Source organism: Pseudoalteromonas sp. OOF1S-7 (assembly GCF_022347765.1).
Classification (GTDB): domain Bacteria; phylum Pseudomonadota; class Gammaproteobacteria; order Enterobacterales; family Alteromonadaceae; genus Pseudoalteromonas.
Map to the genome: position 1 here is coordinate 13,571 of NZ_JAKRFZ010000021.1, position 20,916 is coordinate 34,486.

Below are 20,916 nucleotides of genomic sequence, written 5' to 3' on the forward strand. Positions count from 1 at the left end.
GACAGTGAAGGCCGCTAAGTTGAATCGCATCCCAGCTGGCGAAAGACTTTTTGGGCAAGGGATTACAACTTTGCGTCATATAAAGTGCAGGGTCGTGAATAGAAGCGTATGGCTGGCAATCGAGTCATTTATTCGAGTAACAACGCTTCCAGCCATGACTGAAGCTTTTTAAGTGCAGGGTCGTTTCGACGGCTTTTACGCCATGAAAAATAATATGCTGATTGTGGTGGAATAAAACCGCTATCGTCAAGGCATATTAGAGCGCCTGACTCGAGTTCGTTTTTAACTAAAGTCTTTTCTAGCATAGCAATACCCTGACCATAGAGTGCAGCCTGCATTAACAATAGTGTGTGGCCGAACAGAATTTGCTTTTGGCTGCCAGGGAATGAGATATTTTTATCTTGTTGCCATAATGACCAGATGTTCACGCCCTCAATATCAAGCAGCGGAATATCATTGGCAGTATCCAGATTAGGAAAGCTGGAAACTTGCCTGGCAAGAGACGGACTGCACATAGGGTGGTAACTTTCATGACAGATAAACTTGCTGTCATAAGAAACGTGATGAATTGGGTTAGCCACGACAGCGTCAAGCTCGAGCGCTTCGGGTTTATCTTCGCAGTTAAGCATACGTACCCTGAGGTCGATTCCTGGATTTGCCAGCTGCCACTTTTCCAGCGCTGGCATCAGTCGTTTCATGGCGAATGCGCTGGTAATTCCTAGCTGAATATGTCCGGATTCACATGAGGTAATTTCACAAGTCGAGTTGTAAATGTGCTCAAAAGACTGACGAACTTGCAGTGCATAATTTTGTGCTTGTTGAGTCATGATCAGTTGCTTGCCGCTCTTTTCAAAAAGTTTACAGCCAAGCCAGTCTTCAAGTCTTCTTATCTGGTGGCTTACAGCGCTTGGTGTAATGCATAACTCTTCTGCCGCTCTGGAAAAATTCAAGTGCTTGGCTGCAACAGAAAAAATATAAAGTGATTTGAGCGGCGGCATTAAAGGTGTGGCCATGGTTAACTGTGAATTTTATTCATAGATGAGAAAAGAATATCAATTGTGTGGTCAAAATGTAATTGATAGTTTTGCCTCTGTTTTTAGTAACGCGCTAAGAAGCGCAATGACACAGAGGAGAAACACATGAAGAGCGTCGCTAAAAGGACATTTAAATATCAACTCATTGCAGCGCTGGTGTGCACGTTTGCTACAAGTGTTTATGCTGAAACAAATTATTTTTGTGGTGTCGATAACCCGACACAGGCAGCGCAAATTGAAACTCTGATACCCACTTTATATGACATAGTTTCAGGACGTCCTGAAGAAACCAAAGACTGGCATCTTCTAAAACAGCTCTTTTCTCCAGGCGCGATGATCACACCGGTTTTTCACAAAGGAGAAGATGTCATTGCACAACCTGGCAGTGTTGATCAGTTTATCGATTTAAATAAGCGCTTATTTAAAGATAAAGGATTTTTTGAACGTGAGGTATCACAGAAAGTATTCAAATTTGGTCATATGGCCAATGTATTAAGTGTTTATGAATCGAGGCGTTCCCCAGAGTTAGCGCCTTATGCAAGAGGCGTGAACTCTTTTCAGCTGCTGAACGATGGTCGGCGTTGGTGTGTTTTATCAGTTACCTGGGATAGCGAATCGGAGCAACACCCAGTTACAGCGCAGATTTTGCATTTATCAGATTGATGTAAAAATTTAAATTCGAAGCAGGGATGGAAATGTTGGAAGACACCCTCCCTGAGCTGACATGCAGGAGATGGGGTTGTTTCAAATTGAAACTGCCCCCTGAAATGTGAGCGTCAGATCATTCCCCAGTCTTGATAACATAACCTTATCGCTTGAGAATCCCCCTCATCGGACCTGGCAGGTTATTCGGATCAAACCAGTTTTTCAGCAGTTTCAGTAGAAACCATTTCTTGTGGTAATATTTTTTCCAGTTCCTGGTATTTATTGGGATAGTACCAACCGGGTATTGGAAACCACCTGAAGCCCGCGATCCTGTGTAGATATTGCTGGTCGTCTGTGTGAGTTTTTCAACACGCTCTGGTGTGGGCGAGGTGACCGTACGGATTAAAGAAAAGTATACGAACTTTTCTTCTTCAGGCACGCTGAAAAACAGGCTGCTAAATGCATCTCTTTGATGCATAGAGATTAATACCGGGCCTGTGACGTCATTGGGAGGCGTGCTTGCCAGGGCGTCCTGGATAAGTACCTGTGCTTTTGACGCGGGGAGGAGTAAAGGGCACCAGGGGTGAGGTAATGTCCAATGCTCGGCCACTTTTAACTGCTCGGTGAAGGGGGTTAAACGGTTCAGAAAAGCAAAATAGGTAAGATCCTGAATTACCTCTTCTCCAAGCACAAAATTTAAGCCATCGAGTAGCTCGGCATCAACAGGAGGCAGGCCGGGTTCAAAGTACTTAGCCAATTGCATCACATAGCGCCAGTTTCCCGTTGAGTCCGATTCCGCACCGCCCTGAATCCCATCAAAAATACCTTGGTCCAGTAGGCGTTGGTTATCGTCTAAGTAGTGTGCCAGATCATCGTACACCAGCTGATAGATTCTGACCTGGCCGGGGGTTGGCGACAGCTCAAAACTGGCTTCTACAATAATACCGAGCTGGCCCAGTCCCCCTTTCATTGAATGGAATAGCATACTGTTTTGATGTGCTGAGCACGTTCGTAAACGCCCATCACCGGTAATGACTTTGAGGTGGCTGATATTATTTGCCACACAACCATGCTTGTGAGATTGTGCACCCAGGCCACCCACAGCCACAGTGCTGCCAACACTCAAGTTAACAAAGTCGGGGGCGATAGGTAATCTTAAATTGTGCGGTACGGTTTTTGATAGCAAATCAATCCAGCGTGCACCCGCCTGGGTGACAACGTGTTGATTGCTGACGTCAGAGACGTCAGCTAGTGACACCATGTCAATGACAACGCCACTCTGAGATTGCGTTTCACCATAGGTTGAATACCCTTGTCCTTTAACCGCAACTGCCACATTGTGTTGATTGGCAAACTGGATCATATTGATGATGTCTTGATAGGTTGCGGGCTTTAAAATCACCCGAGAGGCATTGCGATGAATATGACCAAAATCGTTTGCTGCTTCGCTCAGGCTGATTTCGTCTGTGATGAGTTCACCGTCGAATACAGGGAAGTTATTGGCAAACACGTCAGGTGATGAATTGAGTAAATCAGATTCAGTTGCCCAGCTTTGAGTTTGCAAATTAAATCCAACAATCAGGCTGTCCCCCCCGATTCTTTCGATACAGTCTTTTCGAGATGACTTTTTAATCATACATCCTCCTTAAATTACTGACGCAAAACGGTTAGAACAAACCCGAATTGGCATTGAGAAACACCCGCTGAACGCAAACCTGCATTCAGTTTTTATTACCCGCGTGCGCAAGTAACTGCTTGTTCAAACATGTCTATCCCTGAAAAAAGCGTGTCAGTACATGGTACGCTGGTGTGCTATTAGGTTTCTGAATTCAGGCAAGTCCTCTTCAATGTTATTTGCCTTAAAACGTGCGGCGCACAGGCTTTATTCTAAACGTTAGTTACGCTATCAGCATAACAATATAAACACGAAATTTACAAGTTTTTAACCATTAAAGCGAACTTATCTTCGGGGAGGGAAGTGGGTGAAGGGCAAAATGAACAGCGGTTTTTAATGTGGATCCACCTAATAGCCCCATGCAAGGCATCAGGGCTTGGGCAGTGTATGCGGTACTCACTTAACTTTGTCAGCCCACAGGCTGGATCATCTCTTCGGGTTTTCCCTCTCTCACTATCTTGCCATTTTTGATCTCAATAATACGATCCATCATGGTGAGTACATCATAAGAATGCGCGACAGAAATCACGGTTTTGCCTTTCATCAGTGTTTTAAGCGATGTGATAAATTTGGCTTTGAGCGGCGGATCCAGGGCGCTGGTGGCTTCGTCCAGTAAGAGGATTTTTTTATCTCTGAAGATTGCTCTGGCCAATGCCAGGCGCTGACGCTGGCCACCAGACAGTTGTCCGCCATTGTCACCAATAAAGGCTGATAAGCCTTTACGTCCCCGCGCGTCCGTGTATGTTTCGACAAATTCCAGAGCATTAGCCTGGGCCAGTGCTTGTCTTACCGCTTCTTTACTGACGTTATTCAAACCAAACGCAACATTCCCATAAATGCTCTGATTAAACAGGCCAATATCCTGATTCAAAAAGCTAATCTCACTACACACTTTGTCTGTTGAGTAGTCTTCGATATTTTTACCATCAATGTAAATCGCGCCGCCTTCAATTTCATCAATGCCGGCAAGCATGTTAAGCAGCGACGATTTCCCCGCACCGGAAGGGCCGATGATCCCGATTTTTTCACCCGCTTTTATTTTTAAAGACAGGTCGGTGAACAGCGGCGCTTTATTCTCATAGCCAAACTCAACCTGCTTGAAGGTAACTTTCCCGTTTGCGACGTTAAAATTACCTTCGTCTTCGACGGGTTCGATATCTTCCAGAAACTCGTTGACGACCTCTCTGCCAACCGTGACCTGGCCCCAGGAGACAAAGAAAGCGTCAAACTCTTCCTGGCACCATTCCGATAGCGATATCACCCGATAAACCAAGGCGAGCACCATAGAAAATTCACCAATTGAGATGCTGCCCTGCATCCACAACTGCAAACATAATGCACCTGTAGCGACAATTAACAACCCGTTCAGTAGCCCAATTATGGATGCAAAATGAGAGAAAACACGGAACTCCTTCGCCACTACTCTGCGGTGCCGGGTGGCCCATTGCTCGGCAAACTGTTGTTCATACTCTGTGTTAGACAGCATTTTTACAGTGCGAATACGTGCAAAACGTTCGGTGAATTTCCCGGTGATCTGTGCACAACTTTCGGCTTCGAGCCGATTGGTGATTTTAGCTTTGGGGATCCATTGTCTTAGCAGCATAACCAAAAACAGGCCTGTCCAGATCAGGAAAGGGAGCGCCAGCCAGCCATCAATGTTGCCTACGTAAAAAAGCAATGCTCCCAGAAACGCCAACAAAAACCCGGCAAAGCCACAAAACTGCAATACCACATCGATGACTGCCTCTGAGGTATCCACAATCACAATGGCGGTTGCGCCAGGATCATCTTCTTCATGGTAACTGGCGGGTGAAGCAATCAAGGTCCGATACAATTTTATAATGGTATTTTTTTGCAGATTCGGAGCGAGTAATTGGTGAAACACCAGGTTTTTAATCAGGGTAATGGTCGGGATTACGACGGCTATGGCCATTGCGATAAGGGCCAGCGTATGTCCTTTGTCATTGAGTTGCGCATGATCACTTGCGCTATCCAGCCAGTCGACTAAATCTCCTAAAAAGTCGAATGTCACAATCTGTAACAAGCCGCCTAACAAAGAAATTATAAAGGCGACAGCCACCCAGCCAGAGAACTCTTTGGCGCACTGACGAATAAACGGTAGGTTGTGGGCCGCTTGTGTTAACTGATTGTCAAAGGTGTCTTTGTGGCCTAATTGTTCAAATAGCTTAAATAATGATTTCATCTCGTTGTGTGGCACCTGGGCATATAGAGTATTGCTCTGGCTACATCGCCGGAGCCTGGCATAATAAGCCACTGGCATGACTGTGGGGCTTCGTTACAGTGGCTCTGAACGTGAGCGTAATCAGCCTTTATGTCATGCAGTAGACTGGCCTATTTGTCGTCTTCGCTATGATTAGAGCTTGCCGGGGTGTAGTCATCCCAGTCTCCGGCTTCTGGCATCGACAGTTCGTCCACATTTTCACAGTTCACGGCCTGATTGACATAATCTCGCATGTCTTTTGACAAGAAGAACGAACCAAAGTGGGCTTCGGGAGAGTAATACTTGGTGTGAATGTTGGCCCGGGTAAAGCGTGATTCCAGCTCCTCAAGCGATAGCGTGTCTATGGTGCCACTGCGGGTTGCCCAGATAAATGCATGGGAGCCACCAAAGTAGTCGTAGCAACCACCCATAAATATGCCTGCGGGGTTGTTAAACGCCTGGGTTAAGCGCGAGACCATTGATTGCATCATATAAGGCTCAAAGTACGGCGTGCCACCTTGTGCCACCAAAATCCCGTTTGCCTTGAGCGCGGTTAAACAATTAGCAAAGAAGGATTGGGTGAACAGGGTTTCTGATGCGCCGCCATCCGGATCTGCTGCGTCCAGAATGATTAAGTCAAAGCAGTCATTGTATTGAGAGATGATTTCCGCACCATCACCAATGCGTAATACAAACCTGGGGTCATCAAATGCGCCGTTGTTTATTTCGGGCAGGAACTTGCGGCTTAGTTGAATTATTTGTTCATCAATATCCACCATGACGACGTTTTCGACGCTTTGATGTTTTAATACTTCACGGGCGCTGCCTCCGTCTCCGCCACCCACAATCAACACGTTTTTAATCTTGTCGTGAAAAAATATCGGCACGTGCGCCATCATTTCATGATAAATGTGTTCACCTTTGGTGGTGACCTGAATGCCATCGTCTATACGCATTACTTTACCCAGGTGGCGGGTTTCGAAGATGCTGACATCCTGGAATTCGGTTTCTACGTTGACCAAATCTTTTTCTGAACGAAGTGCAATGTGAACGCCACTTGTCATTTGTTCGTAATGCCAATTAATCTTAGTCATGTGGGTGAATACTCCGTTTTGATGCGGTTTTAAGGGTTGCGTGTAACTGGTTATTTAAAAGGGGCTGAAATTCCCCAGTGCGGCTGACTGAGCCCCCCCGCGTGAGGGTGTGAATGACCATTCTGCCTGGCTGAAAACAGGCTTCTATCACCGCCAGGCACAGCTCAGGCTGTGCTTCACCACACATGAAAATGTCCATGGCAGCAAAGTTGTACTCTGGCCAGGTGTGAATAGAAATATGGCTTTCGGCCAGGATGATCATGCCTGATACACCTCCGTTGGTTTCAAAAGGGTGCAAGTGGGTTTGCAAAATGGTGGCGTGCGCGGTGGTGGCACATTCAATCATCATCTTTTCTATGTGCCTTTCGCCAATCAGGTTAGAAGCATCAAAGAGATCGACAATAATGTGCTGACCCAAAGGGTACACTGGCTGTGACTCTGATGAGGGGGTGTGCATACTTTTCCTCAGTGCTGTGTGTGATTGCCGTTTGGGTGGCCAGACTTCGTGATTTGCTGGTACCGGCCAACCTCTCAACTACCTGGTGTGCCGTGATTGAGAGGCCATTGAGACAAGCATTGTGTGAATGCTGACATTCCAGCACTGAAATGTACAATGAGTGTGGAGCAGGTCGTTCATACTAAAATTAGCGAGACGGTGGAGTGGGGAGAAGGCGCCTCCTTATGTGAAAAATAGAACAAGATCAGATGCTTGTTATTTATCCCAATACAAAGGCTTGAAACTATGAAGAGGAGCATAAAGGCAGGTCTGTGATACTAATCTGATCCAGCATGCAGGCGCATGGAATGTGGTAAGCCTGAGGGTATGTTGATGGATATTGGCCAATATCAGGCCAATATCAGGCCAATATCCAGACTGGCTTAGAATGCTTTCCCGCCGTTAACCTGTACTGCATAACTGCTTTCAGATGTGGTGCCTTCTTTGCGCGTGACGCGGGCATGAGAGACTAGCGCTTCAGCAACGTTTTCAGAAGAAGCCCAGTTGATCGTTGCGATACCTGTAGCCCCATTATTGGTTGCGATTGGCTGGAGTTTAATGATAGATGTGCTGCGCCCCCTCAATGTTAGAGTTGCTGATGGCCCAGCACCATTAGTGGGCTCCCCTGCGAATAAGGTGTTCCAGATCTCGATATTGCCGTCTATCACATTCCCGTCATCATACAGAATGGCCCCAACATCTGTAGTGAGGGTTACTTCCACTTCGAGCATAGAGTCAGTCATATTCGTCAGGTAGATGAATGTGTTTGAGTTATCCAGGCCTGAGAAGGTGTAGTGAGGTAACACGGCACTGCCATTACTTTGCGCAAGCGTCCCCATACTGGCAGTTGCAAGCAGTAAGCTAATTGTTAGATTTTTCATTTGTTTTCCTTATTTATCAATTTGGATTGAAGTGTTCCTTACTCAAAAAACAGCATGAGCATAACCATGATACAGGGCAAAACCGTCAGTTTTATAATAAGCAGCTCATTTTTTGATTTGCTGAGCGCAGCCGACTGCCGAGTCTATATTCTGCTAAGGGGTTTTCAGTGAAAGAGCCGCCCACATTGGGACGGCTCTCTTAAAAGTAATGGTGTGTGCACAAGAGTGAGGGATTCGCTTTCGGGCATAAAAAAACCGTCCACATTGGGACGGCTCTCTTAAAAGCAATGGTGTGTGCACAAAAGTGAGGGATTCGCTTTCGGGCATAAAAAAACCGTCCACATTGGGACGGCTCTCTTAAAAGCAATGGTGTGTGCACAAAAGTGAGGGATTCGCTTTCGGGCATAAAAAAACCGTCCGCATTGGGACAGTTCTCTTAAAAGCAATGGCGGAGAAGGAAGGATGACAAAATACGTCCTGTATTTTGCCCTGCGGGCCGCACTAAAGTGCGTTCAATTTTGTTCCAGACAAAATTGTCGAACCCTGGTCGAGGGTTCTCACCCACCTTCTCATTCGTGAAGAGGTAAAATTTGGGCATAAAAAAACCGCCGTAAAGGCGGTTCTCTTAAAGTAATGGCGGAGAAGGAGGGATTCGAACCCTCGATAGGGCTACAAACCCTATACTCCCTTAGCAGGGGAGCGCCTTCAGCCACTCGGCCACCTCTCCGGCGCAAAAACTTAAAAATGGCGGAGAGATAGGGATTTGAACCCTAGATACGCTATTAACGTATGCCGGTTTTCAAGACCGGTGCTTTCAACCACTCAGCCATCTCTCCATGGGCAAAGATAATACTTAGCGAATTTGGCGCTGTAAATAGTTTTTGAATTGTTTGCTTAAATTTTGTGCTAATAACGTCAGTTTTTTACGACTTTGACCGATTTATGGGCGATCAGGTGTGTTTTATGATATTGAGATAAGTGGGATATGGCAGAAACTGGGCATGATCGGTTGGGAAGATCCTGCCCGGAGCAGACTTACTTATACATAACCACCTGACTTAACATCAGTTGTTTACCCAGCTTGTTCAACCAAGCTGTCAGATTAAAGCGACGTTTAGTGACGGGCGCTTCGACTGTGTTTAGGGTGGTTTGCGTGTTGCTGCACGCTGCAGCTGAATTAAGCATGTCTGACTCCTTAAAATCGTAAGTAAATGCGGTCTGTATCGACATGGTTATTTTGCGTGCATTATGGCCAAAAATAAAACGATAAAAATTACCGGTGAGAGATTAGAAAAACTAATTAAAAAATATGTTTTAGATGCTTTGTCGAGTCTCTTAAATGGTTGTTTATTCACTTTTGTGAATGGCGGTGATTTGTTTTACATTTTGTTTTACAGTTATTTATGTTTATTTTGTTTGTTTTTGGATGGTGTTGTTGGGTAGTTATTCAGATAAATTGGTTTTATTATTTTGGGGGTTGGTTGTTAGTTATTTATAAGCCCGGAGGGGGGCGAAGGCTACAGCGTCATTTACGCTGGTTACGGGCGCAGGCAAAACAGCGCCGGATCACCATTAGCTGGTACGAGACCACCGGGTTTTATGGCCGGGATCAGGACGCTATCCGGTTACAGACTCATGGTCAGTCACTGATTGTGGTTGTAGGGGGAGACGGGACCATCAATCTGGTTGTCAATGCGATGTGTGGATCATCGGCTCAACTGGCGTGCCTGCCTGCGGGAACGGGCAATGATTTTTGCCGCCAATTTAGTTACACCGATCAGCAATGGCGAGCCGCAGTATTCTCATCGAACAGTATCGCCTTAGACGCAGGCGCAGTAGGCGCGCGCTATTTTGTGAATATTGCCGGTGTGGGGTTTAATGCTGAAGTAGTGCAAAGTTTACAGGGTCAAAAAAGAGCCGGAGCCCTCAGTTATGTGTGGGGAGGCATTAAACAGTTATTTTGTGCGCCGACAGTCGAGCTTAAAACGGCCCAGAACCGTGGATTAAAGCAGGGTATGATGTTACTTCTGGCCAATGGACGTTTCTTTGCTGCCGGCCTGCAGCCTGCGCCTCTGGCAAGTTTACAGGACGGTCAGCTGGAGTGTATGTGGTTTTCTGCCCAAAGCTGGTGGCAACGCTTGGTTGTGTTCGCTGCGATGCTGGTGGGCTGTCATCAGCGTCTACCCTGGGTGCACCGGGAAAAGCGTACACAGTTGGATATTATAACGCCGGGCCTGGCTGTGGAGGCTGACGGCGATCTGGTGGCAACAACGCCGGTGACCATCCGCAGCCTGCCAGGTGCGATACAGCTCAGGGTCTTGCCTGAGACGGCGTTGCCGGACTGAGCCAGGCACGGATACGTTGATATGGTGTGAGCACGATGGCATTACCGATCAATACCAGTGAAAAGCCAATAAACGTGTTGAGCTGCCAGACAAACCCTTCAAACCACGTACTGAGCGTGACTGCCACCAGAGGGAACAGCACAATCAGGTAGCTGGCCTTCTCTGGCCCAATGTTTTTTAGCAGGTGGAAGTAACACGCAAAGGCAATCACAGTACCAAATACCGACAAGTACAGCAGAGAACCCCAGTATTGAGCGTTGGCTTCAATGTCAAACTGCAGCGGGCTGAAGGCCACATAGCCCCCTAAAAACACAGCGCTATACAGCATGCCCCAGGCATTGCCCTGGAGTACCCCAATCTGGCGGTTAGAATTACGTACACTGACCATATTCCCGAGTGACGCAACAAACATACCTGCCAGCGCCAGCAACAAACCAGTGAATGCGTCGCTGTTGAGGTCGGCACTGCTCAGATCTTGCCAGAACAAGCTGACGATACCGGCAAGTCCCAGCATGGCTCCAAGATAGATACGCCCCGCAATGGGTTTGGCGAAAAACAGCCGGGTATTGACAATGTTTGCCACCAGTAAGAGTGAAAAAGCAATGGAGGCCATCGCAGAGCTCAGACTGCCTTGTGCCCAGTACAGCAGTAAGTAGTTTAGGCCGAAGTTACCCAGCGCGAGCAACATAAAAAAGCCATGATCAGTGAGTGAATAGCGCATTGGCGGGCGCTTGAGCAGTACATAAAACCACATACAAGCAGCAGAAATAGCAAAGCGATAAAACAAAGAGACCACTTCGTTTACCGAGCCCAACTGGAATTCAATCGCCAGCCAGGTGGAGCCCCAGATCAGGACGGTTAATGTGTACAGAAAAACATTGTTCATTCTTTCAACTCACAGGAAGGACTAGTCAGCGTGGCCAGTTTAGCGGTATATTCTGTATATGCCAGATACAAAAAATGTGTTTTTAAACCTATACAGATGGTGAGCGCGATGGATCACTCTACATGTAAGCCTGATTACCTCTATCAGCAAGTCATCACCGTGGTACGAGAGATGGTTGAGCAGGAGTTGCTGATGCCAGGTGATAAGTTACCGTCGCTCAGAGCCATGGCAAGTCGGCTGCGCGTAAGTATTCCCACTGTACAACAGGCCTATCAACAGCTTGAGATGATGGGCATGGTGGCTGCGCGTGAAAAGTCGGGCTACTTTTTGCAAAGTGGTCATGACACTGCGACACCCAGGCGCAGTAAATTACCTGCCAAACCCGTGATGGTAAATAAACAACAGCTCATTGAACAAGTGTATGAGGGGATCCATTTACCAGATGTAGCGCCACTGGGACTTGCTAACCCGGTCGCAGCGGCCAGTCCGCAACAAGCACTAGCCAAAAGCATGCGACTGGCTATGCGTCAGGCTCAGGAGCGTATGCTCGATTATGGTGCTATCGATGGCCTGACGATGCTAAAAGCACAGATTGTGCAATATTATCTGGCACTGGGGCTGACGGTGAATAGCGATGAGTTGATCATCACTAATGGTGCCCAGGAAGCGATCGCCATCGCATTGCAGTGTGTGACACAACCGGGTGACATCGTTGCGATTGAATCACCATGCTACTTTGGCATTGTCGAATTGGTTGAAAACTTAGGGCTGAAAGCGATAGAAATCCCCGTTTGCCCGGACGACGGCTTGTGGCTTGACGACCTCAGTGCAGCGCTGACACGCCATCCAATTAAAGCCTGTTTGTTTTCGACCAGCATCAATAATCCGTTAGGCAGTCAAATGCCTGAATCTCGCATGCAACAGTTGCTGCAATTACTGCATGTGCATGAGGTGGTGCTGATTGAAGACGATGTTTACGGCGACTTGTATTTTGGTGAGCAGCGAGTAAGACCAGCACAGTGTTTTGCGGGACCAGGAGCAGTACTGACCTGTTCGTCGTTTTCTAAAACGGTGGCGCCTGGCTATCGCGTTGGCTGGATGCTGGCAGGACCATACAGTGCGCGGGCTAAGCGCTTTAAACGGGCGCTCAGTTGTTCTGCACCAATGATGAACCAATGGGCGTTGGCTGATTTTATGGCCAGTGGTGAGTTTCAACGCCATTTGCGACAACTGCGTAAGCGCTTGTATGACAATAAGCAGAAAATGCGCCTGGCCGTGCAGAAGTATTTTCCTGATCATGTCCGCGTCAGCGAGCCAAAAGGTGGGTGTGTGCTATGGCTGGACCTGGGTGGGGCATACGATGGCGGCCTGTTCTTTCAACTGGCACTACGGGCAGGGATCAGCGTGGCGCCAGGGGCTATATTTAGTGCCTATGAAAGGTACAGTAGCTGTGTGCGGATCAGTTATGGTTTGCCCTGGAGTGAGGAAATGGAAGGCTATGTACGCACGCTGGGAGCGTTGGTTCATCAGGCTAAAAAGCAGCCACAACCGCAGTAAGTAGGGTACTGATGTCGGTGTGGCTGACTACGCAGGGAAAGCGGTTACTTAGCGATAGTTAAACAACTGATAGCCTTTTAACTGAGGGATCATTGCGCTGAGCTGTGCTTCTTGTACAGCAATCGATTCGAACTGGCCGCATAGGGCGTTGGCTTGTTGCTCCAGGGCTGTCGCCTGTCCTTCTACTCGTTGCTCTATTTCATTGCCCAGCGCTTCCATGCGCTGCTCGAAGCGGTCCATGTCTCCGCCTGCACTCACCATTTCAGACCCAATGGCAACTAACAGACTACCTATGGACTCCATCATGGCGCCTTCTACGGCTTGCTCAACTTTTTCTTCAAACTGGTGCTCAAACTGCTCACCAAACTCATTAAAGGTTTGCTCACCCATCACAAAGGTGCCCTGCTGATAAAATGTATCTTTAATCTCGGAGTGCAGTTCGTCCATCAGGCCAGACAATGCGTCGAAGCTGTGTAAATTAAATGCGGTCGCGACTTCCTGTATCGCGACGCCAGCCAGTTCTACCCCCTGCAATGCAATACTGGCGACTTTGGGAAGTTCTGCTCTGAGCGTGTCGGCATACGTTTGCATGGCCAGACGCGCATCCTGGTTCAGACTGACGGGCTGGTCTGCGATATACAGATAGCCCTGAGCGTCAATCATCACAGGTTTACCATTGCCATTTTTAATGTACAACCGGTCGGGCGTAATTTGTACATCGTTTGTAAAGTCTACGGTGCACTCATCAGTGCTAACAGAAAAGTGCTGGTCAGTATGGGCGACGACCTGGGTAGACAAAACCAGTGTTGAAGCGAGCAGAATTGTTTTCATACTATGTTCCTTGGGCTGTTGATGACAAAGATGAGGTAACAAAAACAATGCCACTTTATTAAGTTGCTGATAAGTAGGCTTTTTGTGGTTTTTGATTATGTCGTGGCTGTGTTGGCTTTTTAGTGATGTGACCAATAAGTAGTCAATTTGACCAGTTTATTTCTTGTACATTTGAGCAATAAAAAATATTTATCGTATAGATAAAAAAGTCTTGCTTTTCAGCGTCTGCATTTAGCGCTAAATACTAACTTAAGCAGCGTCAGCTGTTGGACCATTTAGCACAATTTAAGTTTTGGAGCTCGTCGTGGGTAAAACATTTTCCTATGATCCGTTAGATGATGATTATGAAGACGACTTTGGGTCGTTAGACAAAGAATTGCAGGCACAGCAAAAGAAGCGGGTGAAGCGCCGTCTGGATGACTACCTGGAGCAGAAACGCCTGAAGCGTAATCTTGGAGAGGATGACCTGGACTTTTTAGATGATTGAGTGGGTGTAGCGGCTACGGTGAGGCCACTCGACCTGCCTTATGTGCCAGGAAACAGAATGATAGAGTAAGGCAGCTGAGGCTGCCTTACTGATTTTTTATGCTTAGTCCTGGAACGACTTGTGGCAATCTTTACAGCCTTTCGCCCAATTTTTAAAGGCCGCACCAATGATCTTTTTGTCACCTGATTCAGCTGCAACAGCCAGCTTTTGCGCATAATCTGCAAAATCTTGTGCTTTCTTATCAAACGTGGCACGGTCAGTCCAGATTGCAGGTAATGCGTCTGTATCGCCCTTATCTGAGCCAGCCGGGAAAGCTTCCCATGGCATAGCTGATAACCTTGCTGCATTGTTAGCACGCTGCTTAAAGCGCTCAGCGTCAAATGGTATTTTGCCTTTGAGCATATCACCCATATCGCCAGTCTGATAACGGATCAGCTGAAACACGGCTTTACGGTACTCGATGGCATCTTCTGGTTTTTCGAATAATGAGCTTGCCTGAACATTCAGAGACAGCCCGGCGAACAAACTTGTTAATAATAGTGTAATTCTCATTTTGACCCCTTAAATAAAAAACAGCCTCTTTTCTATGTCTTTACCAAAGATATTGCAAGTCTCTTAGACGAGTTGAGAATTCTGGACTACATTAGACACTCAATTTGTGTGTATTTTGTTCAAATCACTTTACATACGCAGCAATGTGACAACATGATGGCAAGTTGGTTTACGTTCGTTTACAGTTTTAAATTTCTTAATAAACATGAAGTTGCGCATTTTGTTGTGATTTGATTGAAAAGTTTGTAACTTCTTTGTTTGTTTAATATTGTAATTAACAGTGGAGTCACACTATATTGATGGGCGAATCTACTCTCTAAAACTAAAAGAAACATCTTTTACACAACAAGTCCTAGGGGAAACTATGGCCAAGTATTCATTTAAAGCCACCGCGGTAGCGACAGCTGTCTCCGGTGCATTGATGGCAGCATCAGCAACGGCTGCAACCGCACAAGTTCAACCAAGCACATCATTAAAAGTCAGTAAGGTTGCTTTAGAGCAAAGCAGCATCGCTGAAGCGCGTACAAACGCCTATTTGGTCGTTATGAAACAAAATACGGCCGTAGACCTAGTCTCTAAAGGTATATACAGCGAAGCAGCAGCTAAGCACACATATGCTAGCGTACAAGCTGCACAGTCTAACCTAAGACAACAAATTCAACAGCTTGACGCCAGTGCTAAAGTGCTTGGCTCAACCAAAGTACTGGCTTCTACGCTGATCGTTGAAGCATCTGACAGCACGCTTGATAAGTTACGCAACAATGCTGCCGTAGAGCGCATTCTACCGCTAAGAGACTCACAACTATTTGTTGAAGAAAGCTCAGGCTACATTGGTGCTGACGCCGTAAAACAAAACCTGGACGTTACCGGTAAAGACGTCAAAGTTGCAGTACTAGATACTGGTATTGATTACACACACAAAATATTCAACGAAACTGCTGGTACGATTGAAGCGTATGAAGCAGAAGCTGCCGATCCAACCAGCGTTACTTGGCCACAGGGTCAGGTGAAAGGTGGTTACGACTATGTGCGTAATGACGCTGACCCGATTGAAGATGATCCAAGATTCCGTTCAGATGCAACGGAACTGACTGACCACGGTACGCACGTATCACACGATGTAACAGGCATCGCACCTGATATTGAGCTGTATGTTTACTCGGTATGTGGCGGCGGTTGTACCTGGGCTGCGCAGATCAATGCACTTGAAGCTGCGATGGATCCGAATGGTGATGGCGACATCAGCGACCGTGTAGATCTGATGAACATGTCACTGGGTGGTGAATTTGGTAACACTTACACCGGTGATGGCACACAATATCTCATTCAGCGTGCCGTTGAACTGGGCACCAATATGATCATTGCTGCCGGTAATGACGATGATATTCCATTCCGTGTTGGTGGTCCTAGTACAACGCCAAATGCCATGTCAGTTGCTTCACTGACTCACCCGACACTAGAGAGCTTGTTCGGTGAAGGGACTATCGCGGGTTCAGAAACCGTGATCCAGCCTGCGAGCTTTGGCCCACAAGTTGCGTTTGCCTTTACTCAGGACGATGCTGAACTGGTTTATCCAAGCGAAAACCAAAATGGTTGTGACCTGGATGGCGGTGCAAACCCGTTTGAGAGCATGGACTTCACTGGTAAAGCGGTTCTGATTGACCGTGGTGCCTGTGCTTTCACAGAAAAAGTGCTTAACGCTCAGGAACGTGGTGCGGTACTGGTTCTGATTGCGAACAACAATGACGATGGTACGCCTGCACCTATGGGTGGTAGCGATGCTGCTGTGACAATCCCGTCAGTGGGCATTAATTTTGCGGCGGGTGATGCACTTAAAAATCAGCTACGTGATGGCGCAGCAACTTACAGCGTATCCGGCGTACTGAAATCTACGACGGGCGGCGTGTCTGGCTTCTCTTCTCGTGGTCCTTCAATGGACGGTTTGTTGAAACCTGAAATTGCAGCGCCTGGTTCAAATATTCTGGCGGCCGCGCCTGCTACTGGCGACCAGCTTCACAGAATGTCTGGTACATCCATGGCGAGCCCGATTGTGGCTGGTGCAGTTGCACTGATGAAAGAAGGTCGTCCTGAACTGGACGCGTTTGAAATCAAAGCCATGCTGATGAACACAGCAAATCTGGACATCCATGTTGATTCACTTAATGTTGATCCAGAGTCACCTCTGGCGCCAATCAGCCGTATCGGTGCTGGTCTGATCAATGTTGAAAAAGCGATGGCTTCACCGGTTGCTGCATGGACTTGGATCTCTGAGTACGAAACAAACCAAGGTGCACTGTCGTTTGGCTTTGACCAACTAGAAGAAGTAACAACTTACACTAAAACTGTTGAACTGAAGAACTTCTCTGATGCACCAAAAACCTACAAGCTGCGTACTGAAGCGCGTTATAAAAACGACGAAGATGCCGGTGCACTGAGCTGGGATTTCCCTGCAGAAGTAACTGTACCTGCTGGTCAGACGATTGCGTTTGATGTATCAGTAACCGTTGACCCTGCTAAGCTACCAGCTTGGGGTATGACGAACCCACTGTCTGCTGATGAACTGGGCCCGCGCACAGCTGCGTTGACCTTATCAGAAATGGATGGTGCTCTGGTATTTGATGACATTGAAACTGAAGGCGACCACGATCTGCATATGGTTTACCACATGCTGCCTAAAGCGCACGTAGGTGTAGAGCTGGGCTACGAAATGATCAATGGCGACCCAATGCCAGTGGTGATGAATAATGGTTTCAGAACACTTAATCCTTTGACAGATCAACTGATCGCAGTGGGTGAAGAAGCAAGCAAAGAAGACAAAGCGTTCAATATTTTGGGTGCGACGTTCAATGTCTTCGAAGCTGAAGGCTGTACAGACACAGGTTTGTTCTTCACAGCGTCAATGAAGTTACGTGACGATCTTAAGCACCTGCGTCAGGCTGGTTATCAGATGAACTTTGATACCAACAACGATGGTACTTTTGACTACGCACTGTCTATCTACAACGATGTAGGCCGCAGTGCCGCGGTACCTGGGCGTGGCCGCACCGTGTCTGGTCAAATTGTTGATGGCGCGCCAGCATGGGCATTCCTGTCTCCAATGTTCCACGAAACCGGGTCAGGCACTGTGACTTTCTCTGGCTGTACTGACTTGATTGGTTTGACCGCGGATCAGCTGGGCAATGAGATGAACGTTGAAGCGTTGGTTGGCTGGGATGACTACCAGCTGGGTATTAGCACTGTGACTGACGCTATCAGCGGCAACGTTACCTTCGCAACGTCATCTGCAACCCTGGTAGATGCCGAAGGAACCGAAATCAGAGAGCTGGCACCAGGTGAAAAAGCGTATATCAGAACAGACGCACCATTTGCAATTGCAGACGCAAGCGGTACAGAAATATTGGCGGCTGTGACTGAAGAGGTACTAGCTGGTCCGGGTGCAGCAACACCACCAATGATTATCAGTGCAATGCACGAAACACCAGAGCATACAGAAACAGGCACAGTGTTAGGTCAAGTTGAACTTGAAGAGCAAGAAGGCACATTAGATGTTTCTGAGTTCTATGTACGCTTCCAGTCTAACGAAGGCATTTCAGTGACCAAAGAAGGTGACATCGTTGTAACCAATGGTGACCTGCTGGACTACGACGCGGGTGTACATCAGGTTGAGCTGGTTGTTGTCGCGATTGACGTTCAGGGTAACGTATCTGAGCAAGGCTACATCACAGTCATGATCACCAACGAAGCGGATACCACTGAAGAGCAGACACCAGTTATTGCTACAGAGCAGCGCTTTGAGGTGATGGAGAATGCAGAAGCCGGTACTGAAGTTGGCAAGCTGATGGTGATGGATCAGGATGGTGACCTTGAGTCGTTCAGCATTGAAGGCAGCTCTTCGTTTGCAATCGATGCAGAAGGTAACATCACGGTCATCGGCCCTGTTGATTATGATGCAAGCGACATGATTAAGATCATGGTGACTGCGAAAGACAAAGCGGGCAACAGCTCAGAAGCCGTTGAAGTCATCTTCGATGTGCTGGAAGACGAGCACGAAGGTACGCCGGTGATTGAGATGAATCAGCGCTTCTCGGTGAATGAGAATGCGGCAATCGGTACCGAGATTGGTAAGCTTGCATTCTCTGATGCTGATGGGGACGTGACGCAGTTCGCTGTGACAGGCACTAACCTGGTAGCTATCGATGCCGAAGGTACGATCACTGTGGCTGGCGACATTGACTTTGAGTATGAGCGTGTAATCAAGTTCAATGTTGTCGCGGTAGACGAGATGGGTAAATCGTCTGAGCCTGTAATGGTTGAGGTGCGGGTGAACGACCTGACCGGTGGTGATGACAATGACGACGACGATTCAGGTTCACTGGCTTGGTTGACGTTATTAGCAGCACCGTTTGCAGCACTACGTCGCCGTAAGCGTAAATAAGCAACTAAATAAGCTTTAGTTGAAAAAACCGCTCCGGGTTAGCCCGGAGCGGTTTTTTTTGGCTAACGCTGAGGACAAAAATGATAGGTATGTTCACCCTGGGGGGCGCAGAGTGCGTGTTTGTAGGTAGTCGTGGTTGTATGTGAGGAAAATGAACTCAGGTTGCTTTCACAACCCGAGCATTGACAGAAAATCTTGTCTTACAGATGACGACATGCAGGGGACAGTGTGGGTTATTCCCCGATATCCTTAAAAATCATGCCACGGCGCATACTGCGTGTGGCCAGAAAAACTTCTGCAAGTAACGCCAAAAATGCGCATATCAATAACAACATAGCGGCAATAAAACAGCTCGACAGAGTGACACCCAGTGACAAGGCATAAAGGTGGGAAACAAACAGCACCATGACCACAGCGCACACTAAGAGTGCAGACAGTACGCTCATACTGAAAGCAATATGAATGTAACGCGAACGTTTAAGCAAGGCACGCATTTCGCGAGTAAGATGATCTTTTAGTTCTTCATCCTGACTGTTGTTCAACTTGCGATCCAGCAATCTGGCTCGGTCGGTGATCCGTGCCAGACGATTCGACAAAACACCTAATGTGGCTGCAATACCGGTGATCAAAAAAACTGGGGCGACAGCTGTTTGGATCACCTTGGCCATCGTGAGTATGCTGACAACATCATTACTCATTGCCAGCGTACCTGCTTAATGATACCCGGCTGTTCACCAATCAATGTATTCACGACGCGGTTATGCTCATCCAGCATAATCAGGCGCGGGATCCCTTTGTTGGCATACTGCCGATAAATGGCTCTGTCAGGGTCGGCTACCAGCTGAAAGTCGATACCAAATGAGTCGCGGAATGCTTTGAGTGTTTCGGCATCTTCTTCACGCCCTATGGCAATGATTTGTATCCCGGGATCGGCCAGCAGCGCAGACGCTTTCAGCTCATTCAGGGTACGTTGAGAGTCGGAGCACCAGGTCGCAAACAGAATAATCAGTTTGTTGCCCCGGGCTAGCATGATTGACTGACCATCTATATTGGTTAGTTGAGTGTGCTTGAAGGAGTCGCCCGGGTTGACGTATGTTTCGTAGCCTTTTTCATGAGAAGCGGGTAGCGGTGTGGCGTTACAGGCACTAAGCTGGCTGCCTAACGTGGCAGTCAGAGCGACAATGGCGAGACGTTTTATCATTATTGTGGTCCTTGCGTTACAATACCCTCATTAATGCGTATTTTTCTCGTGAGCGCAAGTTTCAGCGGTGTAACTGCGGATACACTGAAACAGACTCATCACAGGATCCAACAGATTTCACCCCAGAGTGCTCTAGCCATGTTGTATGTTTCTTTATTCTTGTCGGCGTTGCTCTCCGCAACTTTATTGCCCGCTTCTTCGGAGTTATTGCTAAGTGGATTGGTGATGAAACAACAGGGGGAGCTACTGGTTTTATGGCTCAGTGCCACGGCCGGTAATGTGCTTGGCAGTGTGATGAATTATTACCTTGGCACTATGGTTAGCCGAGTTGAAGACAAAAGCTGGTTTCCTGTCTCCAGACAGGCAATGAACAAGGCACAACGTCAATTTCAGAAGTATGGAGTATATAGTCTGTTGTTTGCCTGGCTGCCCGTCGTGGGCGATCCGCTTACTCTGGTGGCAGGTGTATTCCGCACCCGGTTCAGTCTCTTTTTGTTGCTGGTGTCTGCTGGCAAAGGCTTACGTTATGCCGTGGTGATTGGGCTGGCAGCCGGATTGATGTGAGTGACTGCCAGA

The 20,916-nt window shown here is 47.5% G+C and carries 18 protein-coding genes and 2 tRNA genes; 6 read left to right on the forward strand and 14 right to left on the reverse strand.

The annotated features are described in order from the left end of the window. Nucleotides 1–128: 128 nt before the first annotated feature. Nucleotides 129–1,013: a LysR substrate-binding domain-containing protein gene (locus tag MHN33_RS21055; RefSeq protein ID WP_343224850.1), complete on the reverse strand. Its 885-nt coding sequence runs from the start codon at nucleotides 1,011–1,013 to the stop codon at nucleotides 129–131. Between the two features lie 126 nt (nucleotides 1,014–1,139). Here MHN33_RS21055 and MHN33_RS21060 point away from each other — a divergent pair, with 126 nt between their 5' ends. Then, nucleotides 1,140–1,697 (forward strand): hypothetical protein, encoded by a 558-nt coding sequence (locus MHN33_RS21060; RefSeq protein ID WP_239401092.1) that lies wholly within the window; start codon nucleotides 1,140–1,142, stop codon nucleotides 1,695–1,697. A gap of 145 nt (nucleotides 1,698–1,842) precedes the next feature. Here MHN33_RS21060 and MHN33_RS21065 read toward each other — a convergent pair whose 3' ends face one another. From MHN33_RS21065 to MHN33_RS21100, 8 genes are all read right to left on the reverse strand, one after another. Beyond that, nucleotides 1,843–3,315 carry an FAD-binding protein gene (locus tag MHN33_RS21065; protein WP_239401094.1) on the reverse strand — a complete coding sequence of 491 codons (1,473 nt, stop codon included), beginning with the start codon at nucleotides 3,313–3,315 and terminating at the stop codon, nucleotides 1,843–1,845. Nucleotides 3,316–3,763: 448 nt separating this feature from the next. Further along, nucleotides 3,764–5,557 (reverse strand): ABC transporter ATP-binding protein, encoded by a 1,794-nt coding sequence (locus MHN33_RS21070; protein ID WP_239401096.1) that lies wholly within the window; start codon nucleotides 5,555–5,557, stop codon nucleotides 3,764–3,766. A 149-nt stretch (nucleotides 5,558–5,706) separates the two neighbouring features. Beyond that, on the reverse strand, nucleotides 5,707–6,669 hold the full coding sequence (gene speE, locus MHN33_RS21075; protein ID WP_239401097.1) for a polyamine aminopropyltransferase: 963 nt from the start codon (nucleotides 6,667–6,669) through the stop codon (nucleotides 5,707–5,709). Continuing rightward, complete coding sequence (speD, locus tag MHN33_RS21080; RefSeq protein WP_239401099.1) at nucleotides 6,662–7,126, reverse strand: adenosylmethionine decarboxylase; 465 nt, start codon at nucleotides 7,124–7,126, stop codon at nucleotides 6,662–6,664. Before speD ends, speE begins: the two co-directional genes overlap by 8 nt. Before the next feature lie 422 nt (nucleotides 7,127–7,548). Further along, a complete protein-coding gene (locus MHN33_RS21085; RefSeq protein WP_239401101.1) occupies nucleotides 7,549–8,046 on the reverse strand; it encodes a hypothetical protein in 498 nt (165 codons plus the stop codon). Nucleotides 8,047–8,680: 634 nt separating this feature from the next. Continuing rightward, nucleotides 8,681–8,773: transfer RNA gene (locus tag MHN33_RS21090), tRNA-Ser, on the reverse strand. Nucleotides 8,774–8,791: 18 nt separating this feature from the next. Next, a tRNA-Ser gene (locus tag MHN33_RS21095) sits at nucleotides 8,792–8,882 on the reverse strand. Between the two features lie 199 nt (nucleotides 8,883–9,081). Continuing rightward, a complete protein-coding gene (locus MHN33_RS21100; RefSeq protein WP_239401103.1) occupies nucleotides 9,082–9,231 on the reverse strand; it encodes a hypothetical protein in 150 nt (49 codons plus the stop codon). Nucleotides 9,232–9,527: 296 nt separating this feature from the next. On the opposite strand from MHN33_RS21100, the gene MHN33_RS21105 reads away from it, so the two are divergent. Beyond that, nucleotides 9,528–10,391, forward strand: a complete 864-nt coding sequence (locus MHN33_RS21105; RefSeq protein ID WP_239401105.1) for a YegS/Rv2252/BmrU family lipid kinase — start codon at nucleotides 9,528–9,530, stop codon at nucleotides 10,389–10,391. Here the strand turns inward: MHN33_RS21105 and MHN33_RS21110 are convergent. Continuing rightward, the gene (locus tag MHN33_RS21110) at nucleotides 10,357–11,277 is read right to left on the reverse strand and encodes a DMT family transporter (protein WP_239401107.1); all 921 of its coding nucleotides are present in this window, start codon (nucleotides 11,275–11,277) and stop codon (nucleotides 10,357–10,359) included. The genes MHN33_RS21105 and MHN33_RS21110 overlap by 35 nt on opposite strands. A gap of 108 nt (nucleotides 11,278–11,385) precedes the next feature. On the opposite strand from MHN33_RS21110, the gene MHN33_RS21115 reads away from it, so the two are divergent. After that, a complete protein-coding gene (locus tag MHN33_RS21115) occupies nucleotides 11,386–12,834 on the forward strand; it encodes a PLP-dependent aminotransferase family protein (protein WP_239401109.1) in 1,449 nt (482 codons plus the stop codon). Between the two features lie 48 nt (nucleotides 12,835–12,882). Here the strand turns inward: MHN33_RS21115 and MHN33_RS21120 are convergent, their stop codons facing one another. After that, nucleotides 12,883–13,665: a YggN family protein gene (locus tag MHN33_RS21120; protein ID WP_239401111.1), complete on the reverse strand. Its 783-nt coding sequence runs from the start codon at nucleotides 13,663–13,665 to the stop codon at nucleotides 12,883–12,885. Nucleotides 13,666–13,969: 304 nt separating this feature from the next. On the opposite strand from MHN33_RS21120, the gene MHN33_RS21125 reads away from it, so the two are divergent. Beyond that, nucleotides 13,970–14,152 carry a hypothetical protein gene (locus MHN33_RS21125; RefSeq protein ID WP_046005890.1) on the forward strand — a complete coding sequence of 61 codons (183 nt, stop codon included), beginning with the start codon at nucleotides 13,970–13,972 and terminating at the stop codon, nucleotides 14,150–14,152. Nucleotides 14,153–14,254: 102 nt separating this feature from the next. Here the strand turns inward: MHN33_RS21125 and MHN33_RS21130 are convergent, their stop codons facing one another. Continuing rightward, nucleotides 14,255–14,704: a cytochrome c gene (locus MHN33_RS21130; protein ID WP_239401113.1), complete on the reverse strand. Its 450-nt coding sequence runs from the start codon at nucleotides 14,702–14,704 to the stop codon at nucleotides 14,255–14,257. Nucleotides 14,705–15,068: 364 nt separating this feature from the next. Here MHN33_RS21130 and MHN33_RS21135 point away from each other — a divergent pair, with 364 nt between their 5' ends. Further along, complete coding sequence (locus MHN33_RS21135) at nucleotides 15,069–19,139, forward strand: S8 family serine peptidase (protein ID WP_239401115.1); 4,071 nt, start codon at nucleotides 15,069–15,071, stop codon at nucleotides 19,137–19,139. Nucleotides 19,140–19,372: 233 nt separating this feature from the next. Here MHN33_RS21135 and MHN33_RS21140 read toward each other — a convergent pair whose 3' ends face one another. Both MHN33_RS21140 and MHN33_RS21145 read right to left on the reverse strand, forming a co-directional pair. Then, the gene (locus tag MHN33_RS21140; RefSeq protein ID WP_239401117.1) at nucleotides 19,373–19,837 is read right to left on the reverse strand and encodes a DUF2721 domain-containing protein; all 465 of its coding nucleotides are present in this window, start codon (nucleotides 19,835–19,837) and stop codon (nucleotides 19,373–19,375) included. After that, on the reverse strand, nucleotides 19,834–20,340 hold the full coding sequence (locus MHN33_RS21145) for a TlpA disulfide reductase family protein (RefSeq protein ID WP_239401119.1): 507 nt from the start codon (nucleotides 20,338–20,340) through the stop codon (nucleotides 19,834–19,836). The genes MHN33_RS21140 and MHN33_RS21145 overlap by 4 nt, the downstream gene beginning before the upstream one ends. 138 nt (nucleotides 20,341–20,478) lie before the next feature. Between MHN33_RS21145 and MHN33_RS21150 the strand changes: the two genes are divergently transcribed. Next, entirely contained in the window at nucleotides 20,479–20,904 is a 426-nt protein-coding gene (locus tag MHN33_RS21150) for a YqaA family protein (protein ID WP_239401121.1), read from the forward strand. Nucleotides 20,905–20,916 lie beyond the last annotated feature (12 nt).

Excerpts from the sequence above, each read along its gene's own strand:
- MHN33_RS21060 (WP_239401092.1), top strand. The coding sequence starts at position 1,140 with ATGAAGAGCGTCGCTAAAAGGACATTTAAATATCAACTCATTGCAGCG.
- MHN33_RS21070 (WP_239401096.1), bottom strand. The coding sequence starts at position 5,557 with ATGAAATCATTATTTAAGCTATTTGAACAATTAGGCCACAAAGACACC.
- MHN33_RS21130 (WP_239401113.1), bottom strand. The coding sequence starts at position 14,704 with ATGAGAATTACACTATTATTAACAAGTTTGTTCGCCGGGCTGTCTCTG.
- MHN33_RS21110 (WP_239401107.1), bottom strand. The coding sequence starts at position 11,277 with ATGAACAATGTTTTTCTGTACACATTAACCGTCCTGATCTGGGGCTCC.
- MHN33_RS21140 (WP_239401117.1), bottom strand. The coding sequence starts at position 19,837 with ATGAGTAATGATGTTGTCAGCATACTCACGATGGCCAAGGTGATCCAA.
- speE (WP_239401097.1), bottom strand. The coding sequence starts at position 6,669 with ATGACTAAGATTAATTGGCATTACGAACAAATGACAAGTGGCGTTCAC.
- MHN33_RS21115 (WP_239401109.1), top strand. The coding sequence starts at position 11,386 with ATGGATCACTCTACATGTAAGCCTGATTACCTCTATCAGCAAGTCATC.
- MHN33_RS21120 (WP_239401111.1), bottom strand. The coding sequence starts at position 13,665 with ATGAAAACAATTCTGCTCGCTTCAACACTGGTTTTGTCTACCCAGGTC.
- MHN33_RS21065 (WP_239401094.1), bottom strand. The coding sequence starts at position 3,315 with ATGATTAAAAAGTCATCTCGAAAAGACTGTATCGAAAGAATCGGGGGG.
- MHN33_RS21145 (WP_239401119.1), bottom strand. The coding sequence starts at position 20,340 with ATGATAAAACGTCTCGCCATTGTCGCTCTGACTGCCACGTTAGGCAGC.
- MHN33_RS21100 (WP_239401103.1), bottom strand. The coding sequence starts at position 9,231 with ATGCTTAATTCAGCTGCAGCGTGCAGCAACACGCAAACCACCCTAAAC.
- MHN33_RS21150 (WP_239401121.1), top strand. The coding sequence starts at position 20,479 with ATGTTGTATGTTTCTTTATTCTTGTCGGCGTTGCTCTCCGCAACTTTA.
- speD (WP_239401099.1), bottom strand. The coding sequence starts at position 7,126 with ATGCACACCCCCTCATCAGAGTCACAGCCAGTGTACCCTTTGGGTCAG.
- MHN33_RS21135 (WP_239401115.1), top strand. The coding sequence starts at position 15,069 with ATGGCCAAGTATTCATTTAAAGCCACCGCGGTAGCGACAGCTGTCTCC.
- MHN33_RS21055 (WP_343224850.1), bottom strand. The coding sequence starts at position 1,013 with ATGGCCACACCTTTAATGCCGCCGCTCAAATCACTTTATATTTTTTCT.
- MHN33_RS21085 (WP_239401101.1), bottom strand. The coding sequence starts at position 8,046 with ATGAAAAATCTAACAATTAGCTTACTGCTTGCAACTGCCAGTATGGGG.